Genomic DNA, 26,714 nt, shown 5'->3' on the forward strand with positions numbered 1-26,714 from the left:
ATTTTTCTGGTTATCAAGTCTTGGACCTGATTTTAGAGTTGTTGTACATATCCTGAAAAATGGCTATCCCGTTTAACGATAGACAAACGCGCCTCGCTAGTCATTGTCGAGCTATCTTTTTGGAAAAATGCACAATTATTCTCCCCTACTTTAGAACTTGTTGGCGATTGTAACTCGTTGACCCAGCTATTTTTGTTCGTAAATAACATGATAATCGCATCTAAACTGTTTTTTATTTTGCTGGCATCTTCATAAGAAAGGGTTGCAAGTTCGACATTTAATTTATCTTTAGCATGTTTAAAAACTGTTTCATCCTGAACAAGGCAACAGGATACGATAAGTTTTTTTAATATCGAATGAATGTGATCATGAGGCCCAGATAAGGAATTCAAAATTTTATATAACGCTAAAATAGCCGCAGCAGCTTCATTTAAATTATGAATAATCCTCAGTCGAGCACCAGCAGACAATCCCGTAAATCGTCCCTGATATTCTTCTAGTTCAACACGACATAAACTAAGAATTTCAGCAACATCAAGTGCTGTAGGAGTACTCCTGACTTGATAAAAATCGCTGGGCTTTTTTAACAGATCAAATAAAACATTATTCCTATCTTTTACACTGGTGGTATAGCCACTTTTATCCGTTAATTCCCTAACTTTTATTTCAACCATTTTTTTTAGTTCATCATCAATCGATTCAAAACGACATTCCTCTTTAAAATCATGAGGCGCCAAAGGATGAAGTCCTAAAGCATCCAGTTGAATTATTTTGCTTTGAAATGTTCCGCATGAATCATAAACGGCATAACAGACAGAGGAATAGTAGCCACTCTTGCTTACATCTTTGGGGTTTAAGTAAACGTATATGGTTTGTTTTGAGGGGGATTCTGGTGGAGGATAAAATTCAAACTGATACTCGCCCAGCCAGTCCCCGAAAATCCAGTCTGTATACCAGCGAATACGATCTCGAAAAGGGGTAAAAAACACATGCAGCATTTTAACAATATCATCTCGCCATGCTTCAGCATCGGCAACATCATAACGCCTGGCTCTTCCGTAATCGATTAAATGAGGAGTACCCTCTTCATCAACGACAATGTTTTTTCCATGGATATCACCATGTATATAAGCTGTCTGTGAAAGAGAGTTTTTTCCAGTATGTATTTCTTGCAGAGCAAGCGCAATTTTAATGGCTAGCTCATATCGCTGATCGAGCGAAGCCTTATGCCTGTCAAGGTATTCAAATAAACGGATGCCGAGAAATTGATAGGCAATATAATGCTTTAGAGGGCATTTCTTTGAGCAACTTGTCCGTGTCGCTCTTTGACCAGCTATTCTTAAATCCTGAGCCACTTTCGACTCCTCAGCAGAATTAGCAGCTTCCTTTTCACTCGTAACTACTTTTAAGGCAATTAAATGGCCGCTCTCCTCTTCAGCAAGCTTGGCATGCCCATTTATTCCTGCCCCTAAATAGCTCCCTTTCCCTGACATAGCCACAATCTGACGATCTATAACTATAAATGAGTGATTTAAAATATCGGAATAATCTTTCCTGCGCAGTTTATTACCGTCCGGCAACAGCCTCCCTTCTGGCATTAATATTTTTTTGGCAAAATCCCATTCAAATGCCTTTTCTTCTACTAACCATTCGATTTCAGGCATAAAACAATTTTCCTTTAAGATGTTTTTTTGTCAAAAAAGAGCGGTTAATATACCATAAGCGGCCTTATTGATCAATTTATGATCACCCAGGCTTACTCAGTCATCGCGTAAGTAATTAGCCTGAATTTTAGTGATCTGATTATAGCTCCGGGAGCTGCTTAATCCGGAAGCAAAAGAGTGAATATGGATAGAGGGGCTTATTTGTGTTTCTTTTTGTTTTTTTTCTTGTCTTTCTGTTTGCCGCCACCAGTCTTCAGCCACATCTCGCTACTCCCCATGTCGCCAACCCCCAGGTCGCCTCCGCCAACCCCCCCTGAGAGTTTTTCCAGTTCAGTATCTGAAACTTTATCCAGTTTTTTATCTTTTGGTGTAGATTTTTCTGACATAAGTATCTCCTGTAGCAAGATATCTTGCTTAACTAGTATAGAAAATGTTTAAATATTTATCAACTAAACGGTGGCAGTATACTAAATAATCACAAATTCACTACTTATTGATTGGGGCAGTTTTCCGATGCTCATTCACTCTGATTTTAAGGTTCTTCCAGTATCTAAGAGAAGGATGGCGAACTATTTGTTTCTAATACCTCTTCAGCTGCCGAAGGTTTTACCTCCTCACATCTAATATTGCCCACAGCTTCTCGAAATCGTTGATTTAAATCCCGAGCGGATTCTAAATTAGCCATTTCTTGTGTTTCATGAATAGGCACATCAACCCTATCAGTAGGTTGTACCGGCACTCCATGAGCAGGCTGATGGTCTGACAATTCTGAAAGAGCAGCAAAAAATGAAGAGTGCTCTCGAGATTCTGGTAAAGACTGTTCAAATAAGAATTTTGGATCGCTATGGATAAAATGGATGGTCACTTGTTCTCCCTTAATGCTAATTTTGAAATCTTGATTCTTTTCAGGTAAAAAGTCAGTGTCAGAGATTCGCACCAGTTTTATTTCACGGTCGAATTCTTTGCATATTAAAGCGCCCTCTTTGCTGTATATTTCTCGCTTCTCGCCGAAAGGGTTCTTATATACTCCCGCAAATGTTTCTAATGGAGGGGTAAATTCTTTCTTATTTTGCTCGGATTCCTGTACCAAATCGAACCATTCTAAACGTCGTTGTTTGGATTCGTCGTCAGGTGCTAGCTTAGCGGCTTTGTCAAAATAAAATCTAGTTTTCATGATATCAATACGATTCTTAGCCTTAGCTTCAGCAATTTTACCCGCTAGCGTTTCTTTCCATCCTGGCTCATTACTTTGGGGATACTGAGGCATTTTTTCAAATAATGCTTGTGTCTCACCAATAGGTGCTAAATCAGGAGAACTCAATATTTGAGTTGCAATACTCATCCCCTGTTCAGAATTTGTAAAGAATGCCGCACCTTTCTTATCTGTGACATTGATAGCCATAAAAGCTCGTGTATTAAGGTTTTCACCATATTGATAAGCGATTACCTTATTATCTGTATTTTTATATATATGCCAACCTAACCCGCAGGTTTCCGTAATGCTGTAAATCCTTGTTGGCACAAGTTTCCCACTAAACGCCTTGATTTCTGCTTGTGTAGATTCGTCTATTACACGTTTTAGGTCATTAAATTCCGTTTTGCTGAAAGAAACATGCTTATAATTATCATCTGTTGCATTCTTGAGGTATTTTGGAGTGCTCTCAGCTTTGCTTAGACGCTTGAACTCTTCGAGTGTCAAATCTGAAAGTGCGAAACTCGTTTCAAACTCAAATGCTTGTTGGAAGGTAGGATCGTCCATATTTTTTAACCAGGCGGTCATGAATTTTGAAAAATCTTCGGCCGTTGTAAGTAGTGTACCTGCGGCATTAAGATGAGGGGTATGACCTGCTTTTGATGTTATCGCCAAGATATTGCGTTTGAATAAAAGATTATTAAGTTTTGTTGCCAAGTTTGTTAAATCAATCTCTGGAGGAATGGGTTTTAGTTCACTCATGCCTTTTACATAGTACATTCGTGGATTTTCAGATAAATAAATTTTACCATTTTCAGATTGGCTGAGATCAGACAATGATGACATTAATTTAAGATCATACCTAAGGTTTGGGATGCTCTCATAGATTGATGTCGGTTCTCCTAACTCAGTATGAACTGATACAATATTGGCCCTGCTATCTGGTTGTGGTAAAAACGTAGAGTGCTTCATTTCTAAAGGCTCAAAGACATGCTCATGAGCTAAGGTTTCTAAATCTTTACCTGTTTTTGTTTCAATGACTTTTTGTAAGTAAAGAAAAGCTTCGCCTGAGTAAGAATATCCCTTGCCTAGAACTGATTTATCATCAAAGGATAGTGGAGAAGATAAATCCGACCCTGACCCAAAATTGGGCAATCCAGTGGTGTGTGACAATACATGTCTGGCTGTTAATTGCATAGCTTTCTCAGGATATGCACCGTTTACCTTTAATCTTTCATATTCCTGTTCTTTCCGTTGCATTATAGAAAGTAATGGTTCATCTAAATCGATTTGCTTATCCTTGACCAACTGTAACACTAAATATGTAAATACAATTTTACTAAGTGACGATGCTGGAAATTGAGTATCATTATCTACTTCATCCTTACCAGCATTTGTAGTTTTCCCAACAGCGAGTGAAGTGCTTGAAAATTCATGCCCGCTTCCTTCTTTGGGTTCGACATAAGCATAACTTACGCCTGGAATATGAGCAGGCTCAGCTATATTTTTTAATTTATCTTTGGATGGTGTAGGCATAATATGTAAATGGCTCTAAAGATATACTCATTATAAGGCATGGCTTTCTACTGGATTGATATCTTCATATGGCAAAGTAAAATTATGCTTAACCACACGCGAATGCTATGGGACTGCCTAATTTGCTAATACTCCTGCACTCTGGATGGGCATTTACTGTACTTTTCCATCCATCGACATTCCACTTTTTTTCATCCCCTATGTTTTTAAGATAATCCATTTGCTCTAATAATGACGGATTTATAGGATTCCACTTTAATGCTGAGGCTTTTACTTCTCGCTTTAGCAGCGTAGAACTAAATTTCAAGTTCAATTTAGTTCATTTAATTACACCTTCAAAAATCCATTGACTCTAGCAATCAAACACGCGAATATAAATCACAAATTAAACAATATGTTTAATTATTTTATATCGATTGATGCTGATTGATATCAAATGTAACAACAAGAAAGATGGATTAAATATGGATTTTTTATTTATAAACCCTCAGGAATTATCAGCATTAGCTGGCCTTCCTTATGTTCAACAGGTCGCTTATTTGACTGGCATTAGACCCTATATGGATCGTAAAACCTTAATTGTTGGTGGGGTTAAACGGCGAATAAGTTATCAGTCATTATCTGAAGCTCTTTATGTTGAACCGCATCAAGGCATTACCAACTCTGGCAGTCCAAGTCGATAACAATTACGCAGGATTATTAAAGGTCTTGAAAAAGCAGAATTAATTCAGATTCAGTCTGCTGATATGCACCTCATTTTAAAGTGTCTTTTAGCCAATTCAGATATTCCTGACCAAAATAAACCCGACACAAAGCCGACACAGCAATCAGGCACAGTAAACCAGAGAAAAAATAACGATATTTCAGGTTATTACACTCAACAATCAGCAAAACCCAACACAGGTGGAATTGTAAAACCCGACACACCTCATAACTCAGATCTTAATCTTGTTTGTTTAGGCGAACAATTTGAGAAATTTTGGGAAAGTTATCCACAACCCGCAGACAAACTTAAAACCTGGTATGCATTTCTGAAAATCAATCCTGACAAAGTTTTATTCGCCAAAATGATGGACGCCCTCAAGCAACAAATCGTTGCCCATCAGCAACTACAGAAGCAAGGAGAATGGGTTCCAAATTGGAAGTACCCTGCCAATTGGTTAGCTCAGGAAAGCTGGAATCAGGTTCTAACAGTACAAACAACAAGGGAGTCAGCAAGAAATGAAAAGAGCCAACGAAATCATACACCAAAAAATACTTTCGATATCTTCTGGGCATCCTGCGGTCAAGGAGCCCACCTCGACTTCGATGACATCAACGCAATTCAGTAAGAGGGATAACATGAACATTAACTCACAAACGTCATCAACTTACGATTTGCGAATAGATATTTTATTCACACGTTTGGGCGCTATTTATGGACAACTTTGGTGGAACAACTATAGAAATGAAGAGTTGCTATTACTAGCCAAACAGGAATGGTCCGAAGGCTTAAAGCGATTCGATAACCAAATTTTCAAAGACGTATTGGTGGTATATCGCGAGCAAAAAAACTACCCCCCTTCCCTACCGCAGTTTGCTGAAAGTTGTAGAGCGGCACAGGCACGCAGAGTACCACAACCTGAAAGAATGAGAGAGGAAAGACGCCCATCAAGTCTCGAAACTGCAAAACTGCACCTCGCTGCAATGAAGCAGATGCTGAAAAATTAATAATAACCGGAGCTATACCATGCTAGTACTTACACGCCGTATTGGAGAGCAAACTTCATCGATAAAGGTCAAATCAAAATTAAGGTTTTATTTGTTCGTAATGGGAATCAAAAACGCTGGATTAAAATCAGAGGGTTTAACTTATTAACTTTGGTTATTAATAATGTGAAATTTGTAGATGGAGTACAAATTAGTAAACAGTCAGACAGAGTGGCCGCCTAATGGCATACACCAGATTTGACAATAACTCTTATTACCTGAGGTCGGATATACTCAGGCTTGTCAGATGATTCGTCAGGAAATGGGGATTAAATCTCCTAACACGCTTTGGTTGTATTTGAATAAATAAACACTGGGACAATTGGGACATCTGGGACAGCGTGCTGGTACTAATTCTTACTGCCCCAGATTGTCCCAAAAAGTTTATACGCTTGGGACAATGCAAACCCTTGATGGGCTTGATGTCCCAATTTGTCCCACGTGTCCCAGATATTTTATTCATCATCCCAAATTTTATAGAAAAATTAATGCCCAACGATTTGATGGTTTAATTGCTCCCAGCTTGGATGCTCGATTTTTCCATTGGCCATTAGCCAACAGATAGGCTGCTTCACCTGCTTCTTTGGGATCAATCTGGCTCAACTCATCCAATATTAATAACCCATCATTATGTACCGCTGCCAAGCCCTCTAAACCATTCACTGTGCTGCGCCATAGGCGAGTATAGTTATCGGGTTCACCCCAAACAGAGGCTGCTACTTTTAAAGCAGTAGTTTTACCTGATGAAGATGCGCCACGTATATGAAAACCGCCTGAATCTTCCCCGGCCATACTCGCTAATACTGGCGAAAATGCTGTAGAAATGGCAAACACCAAACGTGAATTGCCACTGGCCAAACGACCAATAGTATCTCGCCATTGAGTTACTGTTCCTGATACAGTCAAAGCGGGTTCAATACTGTTGGTATTTTGAAACACCACTTTTTCGCTACTTTGACCAATAGACATTGAGGCTGTGACATAGACATCTTGATGCCAGCCTAATTTATCTACGCATCTTGCCCTATCTTCCACTGCGACAATCTGTAAATAAGATGCCAGTAAATCACGAGCTGACTTGCTTGGTGAAATACTTAAACCCAAACGGGCTAATTCACGTCTGACATCAATACTGCGCCTTGCAATAGTGCTAAAGGCATTGCCCACTGATGGGTTACTTTATCATCATCCTGCCATTCTAACAGACGGCCCCATTCGCCACTTTTGGCATCACGTGTTTTAGCGACCACATGCAAGGGTGAACAAATCCAACGTGGCGGTAGTGACTTGCCTTCTTTATCGTTACCAATAAAGAAAATACCTTTAGTGGTTAACTGGAAGTGCCTGCCTGCGTAACCATAAGTGGCAGAGCGGGTTTCTTGAGAGTGATTTATTGTTAATTGTTGATTTTGTTGCATGACGCTTTCCAACGAGAGTTCACAGAAGGTTAATGATCGTTGATAGAAAAATAACCCTCCTTGAACGGTTATATTTCTATCAGTTGTTTACTAAAGTCAATGATTGCTCTTGATCACAAGTTGCCCGATAGGTTATTTGTCGTTGAAGAAAATCTAATACCTCGCTTTTTCGATATAAAACCTTCCTTCCCATTTTAATGTAAGGAATGCCCGTCCCAGCCCAGCGATTGCGTTCCAGTAATTGCGTTGAACAATTTAGAACAGCAGCAATGGTATTTTGATTAAAAAGCGCTGAATTTGGTGCAGATTCAAATTCGCTTAAAAGATGTAGCCGAGATGTGTGTTGATGGACATAGAAATACCTCTTCAATTGATGTTTCAATCGGCTCAAGTGCCGGCCAGCAGCATCCGTGCTGTTGAAAACCAGTCGATTCCATATCTATAGTTCATCTATTTTAGGATAGATAACTACTCAGAACTTAAAAGTTGTCATTCTTACAACTCTACAACAAGCTCTGAATACTGGGTGACTTTAAATCTCCTGAAAGCATTATCAGTGTAACTAAAGCTTTCTCAAAGTCTGTGGAGATTATTAGCTTGATTTAAAATGGGTGTCAATAGAGAATTTTTATTGTTATTAAATGATATTGTTTGATGCGATTTGTTCCTTCCTTGAAACGAGGATATAAAATAGACTATACTGTACATGTACAGGAAATGCGGAGAAAACCATGCAAACAGTATCTTATACTCATATGCGCGAACATTTATGCGAAATCATGGAAAAAATAGCCAATGGTGAACAAATTTGCTTTACTCGTAAAGGTCAAAAGCCTTTTATTATAGGAAAGGTTGGCACGCCAACTGAGGCTCAACTTGAAGAAGCAAAACATAAAAAACGTGCTCAGGCTGTTGCTAAATTAAAAGAACGGCATGCTGCAACCATTAAGGCTCTAGCGGATAAGTAATGGAATTAATTTTTTTAACTGTAGAAGATGTAGTATTTATTCAAGGTGAAATATTATCTAGTGCTTCTGTTACTGATATAGGGAAACTTGAATCAGCGCTTAAACGTGCTGAGCAGTATCATCATTATGAAAACATTAATGATATTGTTGAATTAACAGCTATTTATATTATTGGTATTGCTAAAGCGCATGCTTTTCCTGATGGGAATAAACGAACTGCTTTTTTGAGTGCTACTTATTTTCTTGATTTGAATGGGTATGCTTTAGAAGAAAATAGTGATTTGCCGGATATTATTGAGCAGGCAGCATCAGGGGTTTTGGATAGGCATAGGCTTGTTGGGCTTTTAAAACCCTATATTTTTTCAAATGAATAAGGTGAATTAGCTCCCGTTTGCAAGCAAATGGGCTCCCCTTAATCTTATCCTTGCAGGCTACAAAATTCATTGTCAACTTCATCTTTCTCAAAATATGAGCCTAAATTAGAATGAACAAAAGAGCCATTCTCAAATTTAATTTGAGCTATTAACCATGGCTTAAAGCCTTCTCTTTCAGACATTATCCCCTCACGCTCACACATTACCAAAATTGAAGAGTTATTCTTGGTTTTTACAAATTCTAAAATTATTAATTTTGGAGAATCATCATTACATGCGAACACCGCCCCAGTTTTTAAGTTTTGAAAATAATCTTCAATAGGAAATACCTTTAATTCTTTGGGACATCGAGGGAAATAATAGTTATCTAATCGGTTAAAATCATTTAAATCAATAACTGCCATAATGTTTTCCTTTTGTTTGAACATATGGCAATTTTGCAAAAAAATAATGGATTAATATCGGAATCAAAACTGACAGATTTTATTCCGAAAGATTAATGACCAATTAAAGAACCGATTCTTTTTTGTACTTCCTGGCTTCACACATAATTAAAAGCGAACTTATTGAGCTTCTATCAATTACTTTATTCGCCAACTCTATGCTGTGATCAATATCGTCATATGGATTTACCTCCTGACCGGTGGAGCTAGAAACTCGACCTTTAGGCCATATGAGCTTATGGAGACCTATGTTTGTAAATCTGACTCCTTGTATTTTAAACCAAAGCATTAAATCAAAAACTGCTAATATTTTACTTTCTTGCCAGCGATCGAATTGAACTTGTATGTCTTGAAGCTTTCCGACCGATGCATTAAGTTTCTTTTTCAAAACAGCAAGAATGTCTTTCTTTGAATATGCAGGATCAAGGGAGAAGAGAAGACCGCTCAAATACTCCATTTCCTTTTTTGGACACCAAGTATCTTGCTGATAGTTTTCATAGAATACGCACCAAGGTGTTTCGTGCATTTCATGAAAAGCGATCTTTTGTTCCATAGATAAGCTATCTTTATTAGTGATTGCAAATATAGCACTTTCAAAGGCTTCACGATGTGGATTGTTTTTATACCAGTCTGTATTTGTGACTAGATGATACATTATGAATACATCACTGATTGATACATCTCTAATTGGTTTAGGGGGTGTGGGTTTCAAAAAACTTAACATTTTTTCAATTTTTTGTTCAAATATAACATCAATAAAATATTGTTCTTGCTCCTTTATTGGAAGTTTGCGAATTGAATGTGGAAGCCCCGTTTTAACTCGATTAAATGTATCTCTCTTCCAAAGTTCATATAGCCATTCTTCAGGTGTTCTGGTTTTATTGTAAAATTCATCGTTATACCAATCTGGTCTTGCTAATTCTTTTGTCATATTTCATCTCTTTGCTTTGAAGTAGGTTCCATTTTAGAACCTACTGCTTTCTTCTGAATGTGAGTTTGTGCGAGTTAATCTTGCGACTGATTATTGCCTCAATATTTTGACATATGAAAACCTTGATTGCGCCCGTCGGCTCCATCAAGGCTACATTTTTATTTATTTTAATTTCGATTAATGATGGTTTTTAAACTTCGACACATATTCGACACAACAATTTGAGATTTTCAGATCTTTATGTAACCCATTGATTTTATTATGCCGTTGAGCGGAATCGAACCGCTGGCCTATTGATTACGAATCCCAGATTGCGCTATTAATGGCAATGATACATGACAAATAACGATCATAAAATCAATAAATTAACTCTAATCAATGATTGTCGATTGTTGCCATAAATCATAGTTTCTTGTCATCTAGTGCCACTAGAATGCCACTAGAATGTTTATCCATAATTACAGGAAAATATTGCAACCAACCTTACTTAGTCCTTATAAATCGCATTGAAAAAAATAAAATTATTCTTACCGTGTTTTTTCACGTAATACATCGCAGTATCAGCTTTCTTAAGAAGATCATTCATGCCATCTTTAGGGTACAATGAAATACCAATGCTCAAAGTAACTTTCAGGTTATAATTTTCAATCACAAATCCTTTTGAGAACAAACGAATTAACTTCTTCACTATTTTAATAACATCATTTTCTTCATTAAGATAGGATAATATTAATGCAAATTCGTCTCCCCCAAACCGCGCTATAGTATCAACGTCTCGTATACATTTTTGCATACATTTAGATGCAGCGCACAATAACAAATCTCCAATATGGTGGCCGTAAGTATCATTAATATTTTTAAAACTATCGATATCTAAAAAACACACTGCCATATTACAATTTGTTCTTTTTGCAATAGCAAGTGCTTGAACCATGCGATCTTCAAATAGAGGGCGATTAATCAATCCTGTCAAAACATCATGCTCCGCGAGGTGTTTTAATTTTTCTTCGATTATTTTTTGTTGTGTAATATCCCGGGCCGTTGTTGATGCTCCTATTACCTTTCCTTGAGCATTTTTTATTGGAGCTATCGTAATAGAAACAGGGATAGCATGGCCATCTTTATGTACCCTTAGGGTTTCAAAGTCTTTAATGTGTTCATCTTTGGCGATTTTATGAATGATATCTTGAAATTCTTCCTGCTTCTCCTTTGGAAATAACATTTTTATATTGGCACCAATGACTTCCTTTTCAGAGTAGCCGTAAAGATTTTCGGCTGCCTTATTCCAGCTTTGTATGGTCCCTTCCAAGTTTTTTCCTATGATTGCTTCCCCGGAAAACTCCACAAGAGCAGAAAGCATAGCCTGGGCATCTTCCAGTTTTTTTCGCTCAGTAATATCATGCTCAATCGCAGCAAAATACTTAATATCTCCTTTACTATCTTTAATAGGAATAATAGTAAAATCAAGCCAATATTCTGTTTGATCTTTGGCATAGTTTAATAATTCTACATGTATAGCTTCTTTTTTTTCCAAAGCGATCTTAATTCGTTTGAGGGTGTCTTTATCTGTTTTATCTCCTTGTAAGATTCGAGGAGTTTTACCTAAAACCTCTTGTTGTGTATAATCAGTAAGTGTTGTAAATGAATGGTTTACATAAAGGATTTTTGGACCAAAGGGTTCATCTAGAGGCTCAACTTCAGTTATAATAACTACATCATCTGCCTGATCAAGAACAGATTTAAATGGTATTTTCTTAGCATAAATTTTATCCGACATAAATCTAGTACCCCTAAATTAAAGAGAATATCCCAATTTAATTTCACATATAAAGATCAATTTTCTTTTCTAGAAATAATTTTTGACAAGCATTTACTACACTAGGGTCAAATAGAACTCCTTTAAACTTCTGAATTTCGTCTAGCGCTGCGTTTATCCCTAATGCAGGTCGATAGGGTCGATGAGATGACATTGCGTCTACTGTATCCGCAACAGCTATTATTTTTGATTCAAGTAAAATTTTGTTTTCTTTAAGTCCACGAGGATATCCGCTTCCATCTAATCTTTCGTGGTGTTGCCAAATAATTTCTGCGATAGGCCACGGAAAATGTATGTCTTTTAAAATATCGTACCCAGCCTCCGAGTGAGTTTTAATCAATTCAAACTCAGGTTTACTTAGCTTAGTAGGTTTTGTAAGTATCTCAATGGGGATGCCAATTTTTCCTATATCATGAACTTGAGCAGCGAGTTCTATCCATTGAATTTGATTAGGAGACAAATTCAACTCTTGGGCGATAGCTTTTGCTAAATAGGATACTTTATTCTGATGGCCGGCGGTATATGCATCTCTGTGCTCAAGTGCTATAGACATTGCAGCTATGAGTTCATTAAAGCCCCTCTGAATATTTGAGGCAAAATCAGAGCGTTCTTGCGTAATGCTCACCTGATCTGTAATGTCTTCCGCTACCCCCGCACTGCGATATAATTGATTATGTTTATTATAAATTGGAAACGTTCTAGCATGAATCCACCGTACTAAGCCATCTTTGAGAAGAATACGATAACGTGTATCAATAACCCCAGTCTTCATCTGTTGTTGATATAAGTACATCATACGCTCACTATCATCAGGGTGAATAGATTTCATCCAAGCAGTTGGATCGGCTAGTAGACTAGCAATGGGTCGTTCCCAGATCTTTTCATAAGCTGGACTTATATACAAAAAATTAGACGTATTTAAATCAATAAGAAAAAAAACATCTCGAATATGCTCTGTAATTTGACGAAATCGTTCTTCATTATTATCTAATTGCTCTAATATGTCTTTTTGTGACTTTTCTTCACGAAGGATACCTTGTATACATCCATTATCCATAATTTTAAGATGGATTTGTGCGTACAATGAAGTCCCATCCTTTCGTTTTACTGAACGTTCTATGATAGCCGTCTTTTGACTATGCAATTTTTTGGTGCGTTCCTCCAATATATCTAATTCTGATTCAAGATATGTGTCTCGAATGTTCATGTGCAATAATTCATCACATGAGTATCCAAGTGTTTGGCAAAAATGATTATTTACCAATAAAAAATTGCCTTCAGAATTAAACATATACATACCATCAGGGCATCTTCGAAAATAGTACGATACCTCCCTAAGGTTTCATTTTTTCTCATGTTAATCCATCTAATTATCAAATTAATAAAGAATTTATACTAAGTATCGGAGTATTTTTTGATAAAAACCAGTAAATAACAGAGAATAGAGATAAATCTTTGATATCATTTCTTCTTTAATTTAATGAAAGTAAAATTGAAATCACAACTTTTTGGCTAGCCAATCTCTTCCAAGCCGTGAATATTTATCACCACCTCCTAAGCACGAGGTTATTGAGCTTGTAGTAGTGATTCAAGGTAGCATGGTAGTTTTAATAGACGGGAAGAGAACAAAGCTCTCAAATGGCGAAGGTAAGCGATTTAATGCTAACCAATTTCATGGCTACCGAAACTTATGTCTAAAGTAGTTATATTTCAATATATTATCCATTACCCTGAAAAATTGACTGGCAGAGAACTTCGAAGAGTGGTGCGCTACCGGATGACCAATCCAGTGTAAAAAACCCGGGTACCCCTCCCACCATCCGACAATGTTTGGAATTGAATTTCATTTTTACTTAGCTAGATAAGCTCTTAACAAAGCTTTTACCCCGCTGAATTGTCAGTCTAATCTCTTTTCTAAAGGCTTTAGTCTCAGCAGTTGTTTCTCCGTGCTTTAAGGCGTTCAGATTATATCGTGGAGCTCCTGAGCCTCTGGCTCCTCCATGTACACGACAACGAACTTTACCTCTAATAGCTGGGCAGCGACAAGGCTTACCATTATTGCTTTTTGTTCGTGCGCCACATCGAGGGGCAGATTCAAACGCATAGTTTTTCTCGGTTCTTGAGGTTGTTTTCATATTTTATCCTTATTTCCCATACCCCCTTGAACATTACCCACGATAGCTTGGCCACCTTGGTGAATATCCACCCGCTCAACAGTGATCTTTTGCCCACCAACGCCTTGTAGTTTTGCAAGAATGTTAGCTTGTTGAGTAAAACAATTGGCCAATTTCATTGCAGAATTGGTGTAAAATCTTTTTGTCTCAAGATCGGTACATCCCATCGCAAAAGCCATAGTGGTTTGCTGTAATTCATGAATTGACAGCATCTGAGAGGCGAGCATAGCCTGTAACCCGCTCTGTGTATTCAAAGCAGTCAATGCCTCCTTACTTTTCTCTTTCGCTTTATCCATATCAAAATTATCTGAGCGAATGTTGTTAGTGGCAATAGCATTTTTATGGACCAGCCGGTTATTAAAATTTTTCTTTGCTTGCTCTTTAGCCCCAATGAGATCAAGCGACTTTTGCCAGGAAGGAGGCTTCATCCCAGTCAATCAATTAAATTTCCAAAAACGACTTGGCATGAGCAAAATTATTGTGATGAAAAAGAATGTGGGGAAAGTGGCTTTTTTGACCAATCAGATTGAGTATAAAAATTATGATTGATCGAGCCTTTTTCATCACCATATTCGCTTGCTAAATGATATACATGGAGTTTGAAATGACGAAAAAAGTGGATAAAAAATTAGAAACGGAGAAAGCTCTAGAACAGGCAGAAAAAAGATCTAAAATTCAGATCAATTGCTTTGCAAAAGCGGCCTTTGCAATTGATAGGCTACATGGGCGCGGAAGTTTACTTGATGTACCCACAGTAATGCAGGGATACATTGATGGTGCTAAAAAAATTACTGATGGTAACACCAAAGAGATCGAGCAGATGCTCTATACCCACGCAAAAATCCTTGATTATGTATTTTATGATGCGCTAAGTCAGCTGGCTGACTGCAGCATGATAAATCAAATTGAGACATATGCAAATATAGCGTTTCGAGCACAAAATCAATCAAGAAAAACCTTGCTGGCATTGGCTGAGTTGAAAAATCCACGTAGAGCAACATTTATAAAACAACAGAACAATGCTATAAATCAGCAGGTCAATAATAGCCAACCAACTGAATTTAAAAATTCTGGAAAACTTGCAAACGAATTATTGGAGGTTAAAAATGAGCAACGGATGGACGCCAGAGCGACGACTTCGTCAATCACAGTTGATCTAAACATGGCAACCGTGGAAGTCAGCCGGTGTAAAAACTCCAGAAGGAAAAGCTATCAGTCGAATGAATAGCTATAAGCACGGTGCTCGTTGTGCAGAAGTTAGAGAGACAGCCCGACAACTTGCAGAATGGAAAAGGACATTAAACCAGCTAATAGATTTTATGTAGGATATTAAAAATAGGGAACTAAAAAAGAAAAACCCCGGATTCATCACCTACCTATTAGATAAGGAGAGGAGTTGCCCAGGGACAGTAAGTATATTATAGGACAAAACTAATGCAGGATTCAAATCATATTTTTTTTGAGGAATTATCAATCATCTTTTCCGAAGAGCGATTGGATGGTTATCTCAGCCATGCTCAGTGCAACAATAATAAGTCTGATGCATTGATCGCTTACTCATGGAATATTGAATTAAGCCAATCCTTATATCCTGCATTACAAATATTAGAGATAACACTACGAAATTCTCTGCACCAATCGCTAAGTATAAATTTTAATACAGAGTGTTGGTTTAACTTACCTTTTTTGCATGAGCGAGAGAAAAAACAGATTGAACAAGCTAAAGAGGATTTGAGAAAAGAAAATAAAAAAGTTAAAGCAGGTCATGTGGTTGCTAAATTATCTTTTGGTTTCTGGACATCACTTTTTGATGTACGGTATGAGCACGGGCAAGTTTTGTGGCCCAAATTACTTAAACCTACCTTCCCGGGTCTATCAAGAATACAAAGGACACGTACTTATTTATCACGTGAATTAAACCGCATTAGGTTTTTACGTAACCCTATTTTTCATCATGAACCAATTTGGCATTGGAAAGATTTATCAAATCAACACGCCAGCCTTATAAATCTGACGAGCGGATTATCAACTGGCGTGAAAGATCATGGACAACATTGCCAACCAGCCTTTGTTACGTTTGATAATGATAAGACAGCGAAGTTTTATGATATTTCTTTAAGGGAAATTGTTATATTACAGGGCTGGGAAATTGCAACTTGCATCCCTTAGAAATAAATTTAATTAGGCCAAAATTTAAATGAGTCATAATGAAGAATTAGTAATAAACAATGTCCTTGTAAGCCATTTAGTAGCAACTCAATTTCCTCAATGGAAGGATCTTCCTATTCGGCCTGTTGATCGCAGTGGATGGGATAACCGAACGTTCCATCTAGGCAATGAAATGCTCGTGCGTATGCCAAGTGATGCTGAATATGTTTTACAAGTAGAAAAAGAACAAAAATGGCTTCCTATATTAGCACCGCAGTTACCTTTACCAATTCCATCCCCTATAGCGTTAGGAAAACCCGCAGCAGAATATCCATGGCACTGGTCTGTCTATCGCTGGATTGAGGGTGAGGCAGCAGCATCTGCTCCAATAAAGAATTTAAAGGATTTCGCGATTGGTTTGGCACAGTTTCTTGCTGCATTAGAACAAATTAATTCAAATGACGGACCCTTGGCAGGCCCTCACAGTTTCTATCGTGGCGGCCCACTATTAACCTATGATGCTGAAACGCGGCAAGCACTTGGAATTCTTAAAGACATAATTGATGTGAATACTGCGACTGAAGTTTGGGAAAAAGCTCTTGAGACTAGCTGGCATACTTCACCAGTATGGATTCATGGTGATATTAGCGTGGGGAATCTGCTAGTAAAAGATGGGCAATTAAACGCTGTAATTGATTTTGGACAGTTGGCAGTAGGGGATCCAGCCTGTGATTTAGCTATTTCATGGACACTATTTAAAGATAAGAGTCGCGAAGCATTTCGTTCAGCGATTAACCTTGATACAGGCACATGGGCTCGTGGCCGAGCTTGGACTTTATGGAAAGCATTAATCTGTGCTGCAAACCTAACTAACTCAAATGCTGTTGAAGCCAAGCAAGCTTTAAGCATCATTGGTGAAGTCCTTTCGGATCACCGGGGCAACAAATGAATACTACTCATCTTGTAAACCTTTGTGATGTGTTTAAGCTAGGCATTCCTATAGGTGAACCAGAAAGAATTCATGGAGGATTGCTACATGCCATGTGGCGTACCAACACGGAAAAAGCCACTTGCTATTAAACAACTTTCGCCAAATATTGATCTGGAAAATAAAGCTATTGTAAAAAATTATAATTTAACAGAAGAGATTGCTTCTCGATTTTCTGCTCAAGAAATTCCTGCCATATACGCTTTGAGCCACAATAAAAATTATCTCACTATTTTTGAAGATACTGGTTTTTTAATTTATCCATGGGTGGATGCTGCTCCTCTCCATAAGGATATGGTTTCTAAGTACCATGCTTTGAAAATTGCTGAAATTCTTGCAAAAATGCACGCAATTAATCTCTCTGTACCAGAAATTACTGAGCCTGAATTTGATATTCATTCGAACGCTAGCCTTATAGAATTGTTCCAAAAAGCTAAGTATTATCAATGTCCTTTTGCAACCTCACTAATCAAGCTGCAAAACGATATCATTGGAATCAATACAGCATTTCAAAATACAGTTTCCCTTCTAAAAACACAGATTGTTGTAAGTCATGGGGATCTAGATCAAAAAAATGTCTTATGGGATAAAAACAATAGTCCGATTTTGATTGACTGGGAATGCGCGCGGAAGCTAAATCCTACCCAAGAAATCGTTAATGCCTGTTTGGATTGGAGTGGTATCACGACAAACTTCAATAAAGATATAATATTATCCCAGATCTGGTGATGAATATTTAAAAAAAACAATAAGTTTTAATTTATTATTACAAGGTTTTCACTGTGCCCATAGAACAATTCCTTTCACATCAATACATTATTGATTGCCTTCATGCTCATTACGGCATAAATATTATTACGCTTACATTTCTGCCTCTGGGTGCAGATAACAACGCATCTGTATATAAAGCAGAGGCACAAGATAACCCCTCTTATTTCGTAAAGCTAAAACGTGGCCACCATCACAATATTGGTATCGCCATTTTGCAGCTATTACACGAAGCTGGAATTGAACAGGTTATCCCGCCCATTAAAACCATCGAGGGATCCCTAACTCAAAGTATTGGTGAATTTACTCTTATTTTGTATCCATTCATTGAAGGTGAGGATGGTTTTACTCGTGCTTTAACAGACGAGCAATGGCTAATCCTCGGTAAAACTCTAAGGCAGGTTCATGAAATTGATGTGCCTTTATCCATCAAGCAACAAATAAGGAAAGAGTTATTTTCATCAAAATGGCGAGAAATTGTTCGATCTCTTTACGCCCACATTGAAGCTAAACCAACAGGTGACAAGGTAGCTCTGGATCTGATGGCTTTTATGAAGAAAAATATACTTACAATCCGGCGGTTGGTAGATCGAGCAGAACAGTTAGCTCAGATTCTTCAAAATGAATCACCTCAATTTGTACTGTGCCATTCGGATATTCATGGTGGTAACGTATTTATGAATAATGATAATACTATTTATATAGTGGATTGGGATGATCCAATCATGGCACCGAAAGAACGCGACCTCATGTTTATCGGTGGTGGTGTTGCTAATGTTTGGAATAAATCACACGAAGAGGCCCTTTTCTATAAAGGATACGGAAAGACTGAAGTAAACAGAACAATTTTAGCTTATTATCGCCATGAACGAATTGTTGAAGATATAGCTGAATATGGACAAGAGTTACTTTTGAGCTTGGCAGGAGGTAAAAAAAGGTCAGAAATGTACCAACATTTTATAGCTATGTTTGAACCTAGAGGTGTAATAGATATAGCATTCGAAACTGATGACAGCTCCAATGTTTCCCTACCCTAAGCTTGTTTTAGAGAGACTCAAAATCATTAGTAAATTTAATTAAACAGCTATCCCACTGTTGTCCAAATGTATCTAGATTGTCTATAAGCTCAAGAGGATTTTCTTTGCTGTGTAGCAAAATTTTTTCTATCCCTTCTCTAGTTTTTCTGTCATATGCAATAAGTTGAGTTAATGCGCAAGACAAACCAGAGTGAATAACCTGTGATAACAATGCAGATTTAAAGTTATTCGTAGCTTTTTTTAATTGATTAATGTTAAGCATAGTATCAGAAGCATTCAAAAAGAAGCTTGAAGCCAATTTCTGAGTATTCGTTTTTATTTCCTCTTTACAACTCAGCAGCTTTTCATAATTTTCATCATAATCTTTTATAAAGCTATACAAATTCTTATTTAATTCAAATTTATTTAAATAATAGAAATTAAGATATGCTGCTAAAAATACTCCTATTAAAGTTAAAGCAGGAGCACTCCACTTACAAAACTTAATCCAGCACTTATGAAAAGAACAGTTTAGCTTAGACATTTTGACCTGCAATGGAAGGAGATTTTTGAACAAACATATCTCAAAGGTAATTTATTTCTAATAATTACACCATTTTGATCATTTATAGCCAAATAATAAATCCCATCAATTTTAGAAATATCTATGTTAGGCTTATCTATTATTTTTACGCCAAGAAAAGTTGAGTTACTTAATTTATTCTCTAAAAAATTTTTAATCCCTTCAGGTTCTTTAGTTGAATTAAATGCCATTGCATATGCTGCATCTGGAAGATGTGTACAAAATTGATACTCACTATAACAGCAATCTTTACACCCTCTGCTACAGTTTTCACTATATGCATAATTATTCAAAGAAAAAAGCATTAAATTGACAGTTAGCATTAAACATAAAATCGTTTGATAAACTTTCATTTTTCCCTTTTTATCCACAAATACTGACCACCCCAAGTAAAATATCTGCGCGTATTATCTTCAATCTCAAAATATTTCTCATAACCTGGATTCATTTTTTTTGACCAGCGAAATGCAGCACCATTATTTTTTGCTTCAATACATTTTATAGAAATAGTCGGATAATTAATATCCACTTTAACCTCTTCATTATTGTACTCATGTAAATTAACAATTTTTTTACCTAATTTTCTTAATACGTATGCATGAAGTTTTAAAAAAGCATCTTTTACTATTTTGACAACTGATAATGACTCCATTCAATTATTCTCAGTGCGATAAATAACTTAAGTATATAAGATAATTCTGTATTCGATAAGTGACGAAAGTGACAGCGGTGATAGGCCCAAAAACTTATTTTTTATCTGAATTATTTTTTAAGTTAAACAAAAATACAATTAGATTTATTTTCAATCATTGTATTTTGCTCCGTAAAAGTTTTAAATTGAAGATTGTTTTAATTTTATACTCATTATCAAAATTTGAAAAAAACAATAAATTGAGACTGTTCGTTAATTATACGTTATTGTCACGACTAATAGCCTAGCAGAGAGAGAAAAGGAACGTTTATAGGAACGTTTTAAAAATAAAGTCAGCTCATCCCAACGATAATTTACTCTAACCAATTGATTTTACTGATGCCGTTGCGCGGAATCGAACCGCGGACCTATTGATTACGAATCAATTGCTCTACCGACTGAGCTACAACGGCATTCAGATGATTATTACTTAATTTGAAGCGGTTTGCGAGCCCTGTTGGGGTTGTTGCAGGACTACTCCGATGGTCCAGTCGCCGGATTTGTCGGCGCCTAGATAGTGAAGGGGTTGTTGGGAATTCAGGCCGTATCCGTCTACCATCAGGGCGTAGTAATACGCTGGAAATAAGCAGTAGCCGTATAGGTATTCATTGCCTGGGAACTGGCTGTTTATTGCGCCCCATTGTTGTTGGCATATTTGAGAATTGGCTTCCTCGAGTAGGGATTGATTGTTGAATTCTTGTTCGGTGTAGCTGAATGGCTGGCTTTTTGCCAAATCAACCAGGCCGCCCATTACATACCAGTTTTTTACTGGATTGGCTTGAAGGGCAGGTTGAACTACGCGGTTTACGTGATGCACTGCATTCATTAAGCTGGATATTTCACTCTCGCACACATAGGCGTCGCCCTGCCCTTTTTCGCCTGCGGGCATTTGGTAGTCGTTCGCAAAGCATACTGAATCATCGAGAAACTGGTGGGTTACTTCAGTTTGTCCTAAGCCCAGAAAACTGTGAATGAACAATTTGAAGTGGCGTCCGTATATATCAAGCTCACGAATATCCTTGCTATCTGCCTCTGATGCACTCACTGGGAAAACGATTTGTACTGAAGCGCCCCCCATATCCATTGTACCTACAGTTTCGCTGCCGTTCTTTAACGTATCGAGCTGATAATTGATTGCCAGCCAGCCATACATTCCTTCGTCCGTACCAGTGATGGTTTTTGCTTCGACAAGCTGCCATTGACTTTGATGGGTAAACCATTGCTGCACTAAATTATTCATCTGCTGTTGTTTGGGTTGTGGCAGCAAGCGCATGCCCGCTGTGGAGTAGAAATAAACAGGAATCTGATAAGCCGGGGCGCCGGAAAAAAGAGTAGTCAGGTAGGCATCTACGGTCGGTTCGTTGGCTTCGATGGTTGCTAAACCGGGTTTGATTTTTTTGGAATATCGCTCCGTGATATTCACCGGAGTTTTACCTTCCAAATCATAGGAGTAGACATGCAGGCGCGATCCGGTACTTCCCGCATCAACAATGGCTATACACTGTTGCTGCTTGCAGTTTTCCTGTGCTGCATAAGTGGAATTGAAAAAAAGACAACAACCCAGCAGAAAAAAAACTACTCGCATTCTATTTTACCAGTCAGCATAAAGTTGGCGCATGATACAATATGTCCATTAAATTGTCAATTATTAACTCGTTGCGTATCGTTTTCCCCTCATCCACCGATAAAACTTGACTATAAAACACTATTTCCATAATGTGGTAACTGTGAAGGAAAACTATACACAGTCCGTCTGGTATTTTTTAACAGTGAGGTTATTATGCCATTTAATATTCCAAAATTAGCCACTCTCATCTCTCGAACAAAAAGCATTTCCGAAGTATATGCAGAAGAGCGCTCTCAAAGAGATGACAATCGTAGCTTCATCACCAGATGGGCTCTCGGCAAAACAGATAATAAAAAACGTAAACAAGACTCTTACTTTATTGAGGCGCTTGCAAATGGCATTGAGGCCAATAAAGGAGGCTATGGTAATTTGGATGAAGAGTTCAAAATTACTCCGGACATGTCACAAGAGGAAAAGTTTGACCGCCATGATAAAAAAGAGGCTTTTCTGGCTCGCGTCATCACTGGTGCCTGTATTTATGCGTTGATCAAAATTGATGCCGAATATAAGGGTAATGAGGAAAAGATAGCCAATTCAGCGCTTGCCTCAGTTATCTTTAAAACTTACGAATTTAACAAACTGAGCGACATTCCTATTGCTGATGTCAAAAGCTATTTAAATGATTTAGATCGCTATATAGATAAAATGTCTAAACCTCGACTTCCTCTGGTCTGGCACGAACAATTTCCCACAACGACATCACTTCGCAATGATATAACTTCCTGGGAAACTGAATTCGTTAGAAGCCATGCATTAACCGTTTAAGTTTTACGTAGAGGAATTTTTTCTGAAAGTTCCTCTTTACGATAGCAAACTGGCATTTCTGTATCATTCCACTCAAGCATTCCGCAATTAATGGTATTATAAATAATGGCTCCGGCCTTCTTTAAAGTAAGCAAGGTTTGCGGATGTGGAAAATGATAGCGGTTATCAAAACCGGCAGAAATTACTGCGAACCGGGGCTTCACCTGCTCAATGAATTCCTTTGTGGAGGACGTCTTACTGCCATGATGAGCCACGACCAGTAAATCCGCCGCCAAATGCTTACCATAGGTTTCTGTTAAATAATTTTCTGCTCTCTTTTCAATATCCCCTGTCAATAATATGGTTCGATTGCGACTGCTTATTTGCAATACACAGGATGAATTATTCTTATCTCTGAATGTTTGTTGTATAGAAAAAAAATGAAAGTGAATACCATCCCAATCCCAGTCAGGATAGAGATGGCAGTTCATGCCGCGTTTGTAAAATTTTATATTATCGACAATTAACTCACCGATGGGAAAGCGTTTTTCCAGACTGGGGAGTCCTCCGCGGTGGTCGAGGTCTGGATGAGAAATGACTACTTTATCAATTTTCTTAATGCCAATTGTACGAAGATACGGATTAATAGCGAGTTCTGCCATATCACTTCCCCGAAAAAACTTCATACCGGTATCATAGACAAGAGTATGATTGGCTGTTCTGAGCACAACCGATAAGCCCTGCCCCACATCCAGTACATTCAAAATAAAATCACCTTCTTTTACTTTGGGATAGTAAGGAAATATTGTGCAGACTACAAAGAGACTTAAGGCCAGAATCAGTTTTTTATCGGGTAGAAACACCGCGAGGCTGATGGCGAGACTCAAGGCAAACAGTTGCAGTATATTATTAAGACCAAACTCAAAATTCATCCACGCCAAGGAATTAATAGTGTGCAAATACCACATCAGCAGATGAATTACACTAATAACCGGCCATAAAACCACGGCCGTTTTAAAACAAAGCAATAGCAAGACGCCGAGTAATCCCAAAGGGACGATTGCATAACCAACCAGGGGAATAGCAATCAGATTAGCTAGTAATCCATTGATTGCGCCATAAGAAAACCAGAATAGAGTCAATGGCATCAAGCCAAGCAAACAGGCAATTTGTAAGGCCATTATTTTTTTCAAGCCTCTCAAATGGCTGATTCGCTGACTGGTAGAAATCAGAGTCGCAACCGCAATGAAGGACAAATAAAAGCCGGGTAATAACACGGCATGCGGTTCGATAAGCAAAACAATCAGCAGCGCATAACGCCAGGTTTGCCAGCCGGTAAATCGCTGCCTGCCAAAATTTTTGCTTAACATCAGGGTGCAGGCAATGAGCGATCGTTGCGCGGGTACTGCAAAGCCTGCCAATAAGGAATAACCCAAAGCCGCCAGAATAGCGCCAATGCTTCCAGCCTGCTGGGCAGGTCGATAAAGACATAAACCAGGAAATCTTGTCCAAATCCATCGGCATAAGCTATAGATAAACCCCGCAACCAAGCCGATATGTGCCCCGGATATGACCATCAAATGAGTAGTTCCAGTACGGCGAAACAGATCCCATTCCGCTTTGTCAATATGATTCGTCACCCCTAGTGTCAAGGCTTGTACGATGCCGGCACAGACAGGATCATTCAGATATTTCTGGATTAATGCGGACAGGTAGAATCGCAGATTTAAAACGCTTGAGGATTTTGATTCGTCCCGAAGCAGCTTATGATTTTTATTTTTTAAATAACCTGTCCAGTGAATATGACGAGCCTGCAAAGTCTGACGATAATTGATTGCTCCCGGATTACCCGGCGGCTGTGGCTTTTTTAATTTGACATCGAACTGCCAATACTGTCCGGTGGTTATTTCAGGGCAATGCTGATAACAGGATAACATGGCATAAGCACTGGCCTTTTTTCCATCCAGTTCACTTATCAGAAACTGAAACTGAGCTTTTTCTTCAGATACGGAAGGAATCGATACGACTTTTCCACGCACAGTCGCTTTAGCAATCAGGTCAGTGTTAGGAATACCCTGCTCGGCAACCCACCATTGATGTATTAATGACCATAAAATAGCCGCAATAAACCAAAGCAGTACCCATCGGCTTGCCTTGAATAATAAGCCAATGAGCATAAATAATACCGCATAGGGAGAATGCGTATAGAAAAACGCAATCCCTGCATAAAAACAAAGAATTTCCATAAGGTTGAGTTTGGACTTCCATTGGCGCCTACTTTATCGAAACTCAAATAAAACTGCAAACTCAAATTTTGCCATCATTCTGTCAACCCATAACAAAATCGAGTATCATCAAAGAGGAATAGTTTCTGACTGCTCAATTACCTGGGATATGCTCCAAAATTGAGAGACTTCAATACTGCTGGTAAAAAGGATCTTTACTATGATAATTACCGCTTTAAATGAAAACAGCCATGATACGCGAGTAGCGATTACTCCCAGTGTCGTTAAACATTACAACAAGCTTGAATTAGAGGTCTGCTGCGAAAGCAACGCCGGCGCTGCTGCCGGGTTTACCGATGATGATTACATTCAGGCTGGAGCCAGGATTATCGCTAACCGCCAGGAGCTGCTGCAACAGACTAAAATTCTGGTTTGTGTCAGTGAATTGCCTCCTGCGGAAATGGTGGGCCTGCCAACCAATTCTCTCATTGTCGGACCCTATGATAATCAGGCCAATAGCGAAGTGATCAGCTGGGCTTCTCAGCAGCAAATGAGCCTCTTCTCCATGAATCTGATTCCGCGTATCAGCCGTGCTCAAAGCATGGATAGTCTCTCGTCACAGGCTAATCTGGCAGGCTACCGCGCCATTCTTGAAGCGGTACAATATTATCATCGAGCCATTCCGATGATGATGACTGCTGCCGGAATGATTCACCCTGCAAAAGTATTGATTCTTGGTGCAGGGGTTGCAGGCTTGCAGGCGATTGCCACAGCCAAGCGGCTTGGAGCCGTCGTTTATGCCTTTGACGTTCGTCGAGCAGCTAAAGAACAGGTAGAAAGCCTTGGTGCTGAATTTATTGAAGTCAGCGATGATTCTGATGCGGAGACCAGCGGCGGCTATGCTCGTGAGATGAGTGAAGAATACAAAATACGCCAGGCAGAATTAATAGATAAGTATGCCAAAATGGCTGATATTGTCGTTTGCACCGCGTTAATCCCCGGAAAACAAGCCCCTGTTCTTATTAAAACTGCTACTGTCGCGCATATGAAAAAAGGCTCCGTGATAGTGGATCTGGCTACCTCACGAGGGGGCAATTGTGAGGGCAGTCAAAAAGATCAGGTTGTCAAAGTGAATGACGTTAGCATCGTCGGAATCAGCAATATGGCCGGCCTGGTACCGGCGACAGCCAGTGAACTGTATGCAAACAATGTCCTTAATCTGATTCGCCTGATGGCTGATAAACCAGGCTCCCTGTCATTTAATGATCAGGATGAAATTATGAAACAGGCCTTGCTATGTCATCAGGGTGCCTATATGCCATTTCAATCCACGAAGGAGGCTCAAAATGCCTAGTGCCGTTTTTATTAACAACCCCTACGTCGCTACACTCACTATTTTTGTTCTGGCCTGCTTTGTCGGCTATTACGTCGTATGGAAAGTTACTCCCGCGCTGCACACACCGCTTATGTCGGTTACAAATGCCATTTCGAGTATTATTATTCTGGGAGCGCTTATAGCCACTGGAACACATCTTGGCGGAAGTGTCGGCTGGCTGGGAGGTCTGGGTATTTTCATCACCGCAATCAATATTTTTGGCGGTTTCGTAGTTACGCAACGCATGCTGCGTATGTATAAAAAATAATTTAATGGATGGTACC

The 26,714-nt window shown here is 38.5% G+C and carries 29 protein-coding genes, 1 tRNA gene and 2 pseudogenes; 14 read left to right on the forward strand and 18 right to left on the reverse strand.

The genetic code is table 11. The annotated features are described in order from the left end of the window. Positions 1-32: 32 nt before the first annotated feature. The 3 genes from E1O89_RS02570 to E1O89_RS02580 all read right to left on the reverse strand — a co-directional run bounded on the left by E1O89_RS02570 (position 33) and on the right by E1O89_RS02580 (position 4,392). Positions 33-1,664 (reverse strand): phosphotransferase, encoded by a 1,632-nt coding sequence (locus E1O89_RS02570; protein ID WP_133138818.1) that lies wholly within the window; start codon positions 1,662-1,664, stop codon positions 33-35. Between the two features lie 197 nt (positions 1,665-1,861). Next, positions 1,862-2,050 carry a hypothetical protein gene (locus E1O89_RS02575; protein WP_133138819.1) on the reverse strand — a complete coding sequence of 63 codons (189 nt, stop codon included), beginning with the start codon at positions 2,048-2,050 and terminating at the stop codon, positions 1,862-1,864. A 164-nt stretch (positions 2,051-2,214) separates the two neighbouring features. After that, positions 2,215-4,392: a serine hydrolase domain-containing protein gene (locus E1O89_RS02580; protein WP_133138820.1), complete on the reverse strand. Its 2,178-nt coding sequence runs from the start codon at positions 4,390-4,392 to the stop codon at positions 2,215-2,217. Between the two features lie 464 nt (positions 4,393-4,856). Between E1O89_RS02580 and E1O89_RS15605 the strand changes: the two genes are divergently transcribed. From E1O89_RS15605 to E1O89_RS02590, 3 genes are all read left to right on the forward strand, one after another. Next, the gene (locus E1O89_RS15605; RefSeq protein WP_262337374.1) at positions 4,857-5,075 is read left to right on the forward strand and encodes a hypothetical protein; all 219 of its coding nucleotides are present in this window, start codon (positions 4,857-4,859) and stop codon (positions 5,073-5,075) included. Between the two features lie 63 nt (positions 5,076-5,138). Continuing rightward, positions 5,139-5,723 carry a hypothetical protein gene (locus tag E1O89_RS02585; protein WP_262337375.1) on the forward strand — a complete coding sequence of 195 codons (585 nt, stop codon included), beginning with the start codon at positions 5,139-5,141 and terminating at the stop codon, positions 5,721-5,723. 10 nt (positions 5,724-5,733) lie between these two features. After that, entirely contained in the window at positions 5,734-6,102 is a 369-nt protein-coding gene (locus E1O89_RS02590; RefSeq protein WP_133138821.1) for a Vir protein, read from the forward strand. 516 nt (positions 6,103-6,618) lie between these two features. On the opposite strand, the pseudogene E1O89_RS02595 reads toward E1O89_RS02590, so the two are convergent. Both E1O89_RS02595 and E1O89_RS15610 read right to left on the reverse strand, forming a co-directional pair. Continuing rightward, positions 6,619-7,559 (reverse strand): annotated as a pseudogene (locus E1O89_RS02595) (DUF927 domain-containing protein); the annotation flags it as partial. A gap of 79 nt (positions 7,560-7,638) precedes the next feature. After that, positions 7,639-7,929, reverse strand: coding sequence for a helix-turn-helix domain-containing protein (locus E1O89_RS15610; protein WP_133139015.1), 291 nt, complete (start codon positions 7,927-7,929; stop codon positions 7,639-7,641). Between the two features lie 361 nt (positions 7,930-8,290). On the opposite strand from E1O89_RS15610, the gene E1O89_RS02605 reads away from it, so the two are divergent. Together E1O89_RS02605 and E1O89_RS02610 are read left to right on the forward strand one after the other, a co-directional pair. After that, positions 8,291-8,527: a hypothetical protein gene (locus E1O89_RS02605; RefSeq protein ID WP_027220969.1), complete on the forward strand. Its 237-nt coding sequence runs from the start codon at positions 8,291-8,293 to the stop codon at positions 8,525-8,527. After that, positions 8,527-8,901 (forward strand): type II toxin-antitoxin system death-on-curing family toxin, encoded by a 375-nt coding sequence (locus E1O89_RS02610; protein ID WP_133138822.1) that lies wholly within the window; start codon positions 8,527-8,529, stop codon positions 8,899-8,901. The genes E1O89_RS02605 and E1O89_RS02610 overlap by 1 nt, the downstream gene beginning before the upstream one ends. Positions 8,902-8,945: 44 nt before the next feature. Here the strand turns inward: E1O89_RS02610 and E1O89_RS02615 are convergent, their stop codons facing one another. From E1O89_RS02615 to E1O89_RS15615, 5 genes and pseudogenes are all read right to left on the reverse strand, one after another. Then, entirely contained in the window at positions 8,946-9,305 is a 360-nt protein-coding gene (locus E1O89_RS02615; protein WP_133138823.1) for a hypothetical protein, read from the reverse strand. Between the two features lie 103 nt (positions 9,306-9,408). Next, positions 9,409-10,275 (reverse strand): hypothetical protein, encoded by an 867-nt coding sequence (locus tag E1O89_RS02620; protein WP_133138824.1) that lies wholly within the window; start codon positions 10,273-10,275, stop codon positions 9,409-9,411. A 487-nt stretch (positions 10,276-10,762) separates the two neighbouring features. After that, entirely contained in the window at positions 10,763-12,052 is a 1,290-nt protein-coding gene (locus E1O89_RS02625; protein ID WP_133138825.1) for a bifunctional diguanylate cyclase/phosphodiesterase, read from the reverse strand. Positions 12,053-12,095: 43 nt separating this feature from the next. Continuing rightward, entirely contained in the window at positions 12,096-13,148 is a 1,053-nt protein-coding gene (locus E1O89_RS02630; protein ID WP_262337391.1) for an HD domain-containing phosphohydrolase, read from the reverse strand. Then, positions 13,137-13,397 (reverse strand): annotated as a pseudogene (locus tag E1O89_RS15615) (PAS domain S-box protein); the annotation flags it as partial. The pseudogene E1O89_RS15615 and the gene E1O89_RS02630, both read right to left, overlap by 12 nt. Before the next feature lie 277 nt (positions 13,398-13,674). Between E1O89_RS15615 and E1O89_RS15740 the strand changes: the two are divergent. Beyond that, positions 13,675-13,794, forward strand: coding sequence for a hypothetical protein (locus tag E1O89_RS15740; RefSeq protein ID WP_410054754.1), 120 nt, complete (start codon positions 13,675-13,677; stop codon positions 13,792-13,794). 150 nt (positions 13,795-13,944) lie between these two features. Here the strand turns inward: E1O89_RS15740 and E1O89_RS15715 are convergent, their stop codons facing one another. Further along, a complete protein-coding gene (locus E1O89_RS15715; protein ID WP_133138827.1) occupies positions 13,945-14,226 on the reverse strand; it encodes an HGGxSTG domain-containing protein in 282 nt (93 codons plus the stop codon). Continuing rightward, complete coding sequence (locus tag E1O89_RS02645) at positions 14,223-14,693, reverse strand: hypothetical protein (protein WP_262337378.1); 471 nt, start codon at positions 14,691-14,693, stop codon at positions 14,223-14,225. Before E1O89_RS02645 ends, E1O89_RS15715 begins: the two co-directional genes overlap by 4 nt. A 176-nt stretch (positions 14,694-14,869) precedes the next feature. Here E1O89_RS02645 and E1O89_RS02650 point away from each other — a divergent pair, with 176 nt between their 5' ends. The 5 genes from E1O89_RS02650 to E1O89_RS02670 all read left to right on the forward strand — a co-directional run bounded on the left by E1O89_RS02650 (position 14,870) and on the right by E1O89_RS02670 (position 19,206). Beyond that, positions 14,870-15,493 (forward strand): hypothetical protein, encoded by a 624-nt coding sequence (locus tag E1O89_RS02650; protein ID WP_133138828.1) that lies wholly within the window; start codon positions 14,870-14,872, stop codon positions 15,491-15,493. 206 nt (positions 15,494-15,699) lie between these two features. Then, the gene (locus tag E1O89_RS02655) at positions 15,700-16,434 is read left to right on the forward strand and encodes an Abi family protein (protein WP_133138829.1); all 735 of its coding nucleotides are present in this window, start codon (positions 15,700-15,702) and stop codon (positions 16,432-16,434) included. A 28-nt stretch (positions 16,435-16,462) separates the two neighbouring features. Beyond that, positions 16,463-17,362 carry an aminoglycoside phosphotransferase family protein gene (locus E1O89_RS02660; RefSeq protein WP_133138830.1) on the forward strand — a complete coding sequence of 300 codons (900 nt, stop codon included), beginning with the start codon at positions 16,463-16,465 and terminating at the stop codon, positions 17,360-17,362. An 87-nt stretch (positions 17,363-17,449) separates the two neighbouring features. Beyond that, positions 17,450-18,130, forward strand: a complete 681-nt coding sequence (locus E1O89_RS02665) for an aminoglycoside phosphotransferase family protein (RefSeq protein ID WP_165483043.1) — start codon at positions 17,450-17,452, stop codon at positions 18,128-18,130. A 59-nt stretch (positions 18,131-18,189) separates the two neighbouring features. Next, positions 18,190-19,206 carry a phosphotransferase enzyme family protein gene (locus tag E1O89_RS02670; protein ID WP_262337392.1) on the forward strand — a complete coding sequence of 339 codons (1,017 nt, stop codon included), beginning with the start codon at positions 18,190-18,192 and terminating at the stop codon, positions 19,204-19,206. A gap of 7 nt (positions 19,207-19,213) precedes the next feature. Here E1O89_RS02670 and E1O89_RS02675 read toward each other — a convergent pair whose 3' ends face one another. The 5 genes from E1O89_RS02675 to E1O89_RS02695 all read right to left on the reverse strand — a co-directional run bounded on the left by E1O89_RS02675 (position 19,214) and on the right by E1O89_RS02695 (position 22,044). After that, positions 19,214-19,729 (reverse strand): hypothetical protein, encoded by a 516-nt coding sequence (locus E1O89_RS02675; protein ID WP_133138833.1) that lies wholly within the window; start codon positions 19,727-19,729, stop codon positions 19,214-19,216. Next, positions 19,717-20,121 (reverse strand): hypothetical protein, encoded by a 405-nt coding sequence (locus tag E1O89_RS02680; RefSeq protein WP_133138834.1) that lies wholly within the window; start codon positions 20,119-20,121, stop codon positions 19,717-19,719. The genes E1O89_RS02675 and E1O89_RS02680 overlap by 13 nt, the downstream gene beginning before the upstream one ends. Continuing rightward, positions 20,118-20,420, reverse strand: coding sequence for a hypothetical protein (locus tag E1O89_RS02685; protein WP_133138835.1), 303 nt, complete (start codon positions 20,418-20,420; stop codon positions 20,118-20,120). Before E1O89_RS02685 ends, E1O89_RS02680 begins: the two co-directional genes overlap by 4 nt. A 379-nt stretch (positions 20,421-20,799) precedes the next feature. Beyond that, a tRNA-Thr gene (locus E1O89_RS02690) sits at positions 20,800-20,872 on the reverse strand. Between the two features lie 17 nt (positions 20,873-20,889). Then, on the reverse strand, positions 20,890-22,044 hold the full coding sequence (locus tag E1O89_RS02695) for a multidrug DMT transporter permease (RefSeq protein WP_133138836.1): 1,155 nt from the start codon (positions 22,042-22,044) through the stop codon (positions 20,890-20,892). Between the two features lie 195 nt (positions 22,045-22,239). On the opposite strand from E1O89_RS02695, the gene E1O89_RS02700 reads away from it, so the two are divergent. Then, positions 22,240-22,851 (forward strand): hypothetical protein, encoded by a 612-nt coding sequence (locus E1O89_RS02700; protein WP_133138837.1) that lies wholly within the window; start codon positions 22,240-22,242, stop codon positions 22,849-22,851. Here E1O89_RS02700 and E1O89_RS02705 read toward each other — a convergent pair. After that, positions 22,848-25,076, reverse strand: a complete 2,229-nt coding sequence (locus tag E1O89_RS02705) for a DNA internalization-related competence protein ComEC/Rec2 (RefSeq protein ID WP_133138838.1) — start codon at positions 25,074-25,076, stop codon at positions 22,848-22,850. The two genes, E1O89_RS02700 and E1O89_RS02705, sit on opposite strands and share 4 nt — an antisense overlap. A 199-nt stretch (positions 25,077-25,275) precedes the next feature. Between E1O89_RS02705 and E1O89_RS02710 the strand changes: the two genes are divergently transcribed. Together E1O89_RS02710 and E1O89_RS02715 are read left to right on the forward strand one after the other, a co-directional pair. Continuing rightward, positions 25,276-26,409, forward strand: a complete 1,134-nt coding sequence (locus tag E1O89_RS02710; RefSeq protein ID WP_112218163.1) for an NAD(P) transhydrogenase subunit alpha — start codon at positions 25,276-25,278, stop codon at positions 26,407-26,409. After that, positions 26,402-26,698, forward strand: coding sequence for a proton-translocating transhydrogenase family protein (locus tag E1O89_RS02715; protein WP_058509017.1), 297 nt, complete (start codon positions 26,402-26,404; stop codon positions 26,696-26,698). Before E1O89_RS02710 ends, E1O89_RS02715 begins: the two co-directional genes overlap by 8 nt. Positions 26,699-26,714 lie beyond the last annotated feature (16 nt).

The organism is Legionella genomosp. 1 (assembly GCF_900640215.1).
GTDB lineage: Bacteria > Pseudomonadota > Gammaproteobacteria > Legionellales > Legionellaceae > Legionella_C > Legionella_C quinlivanii_A.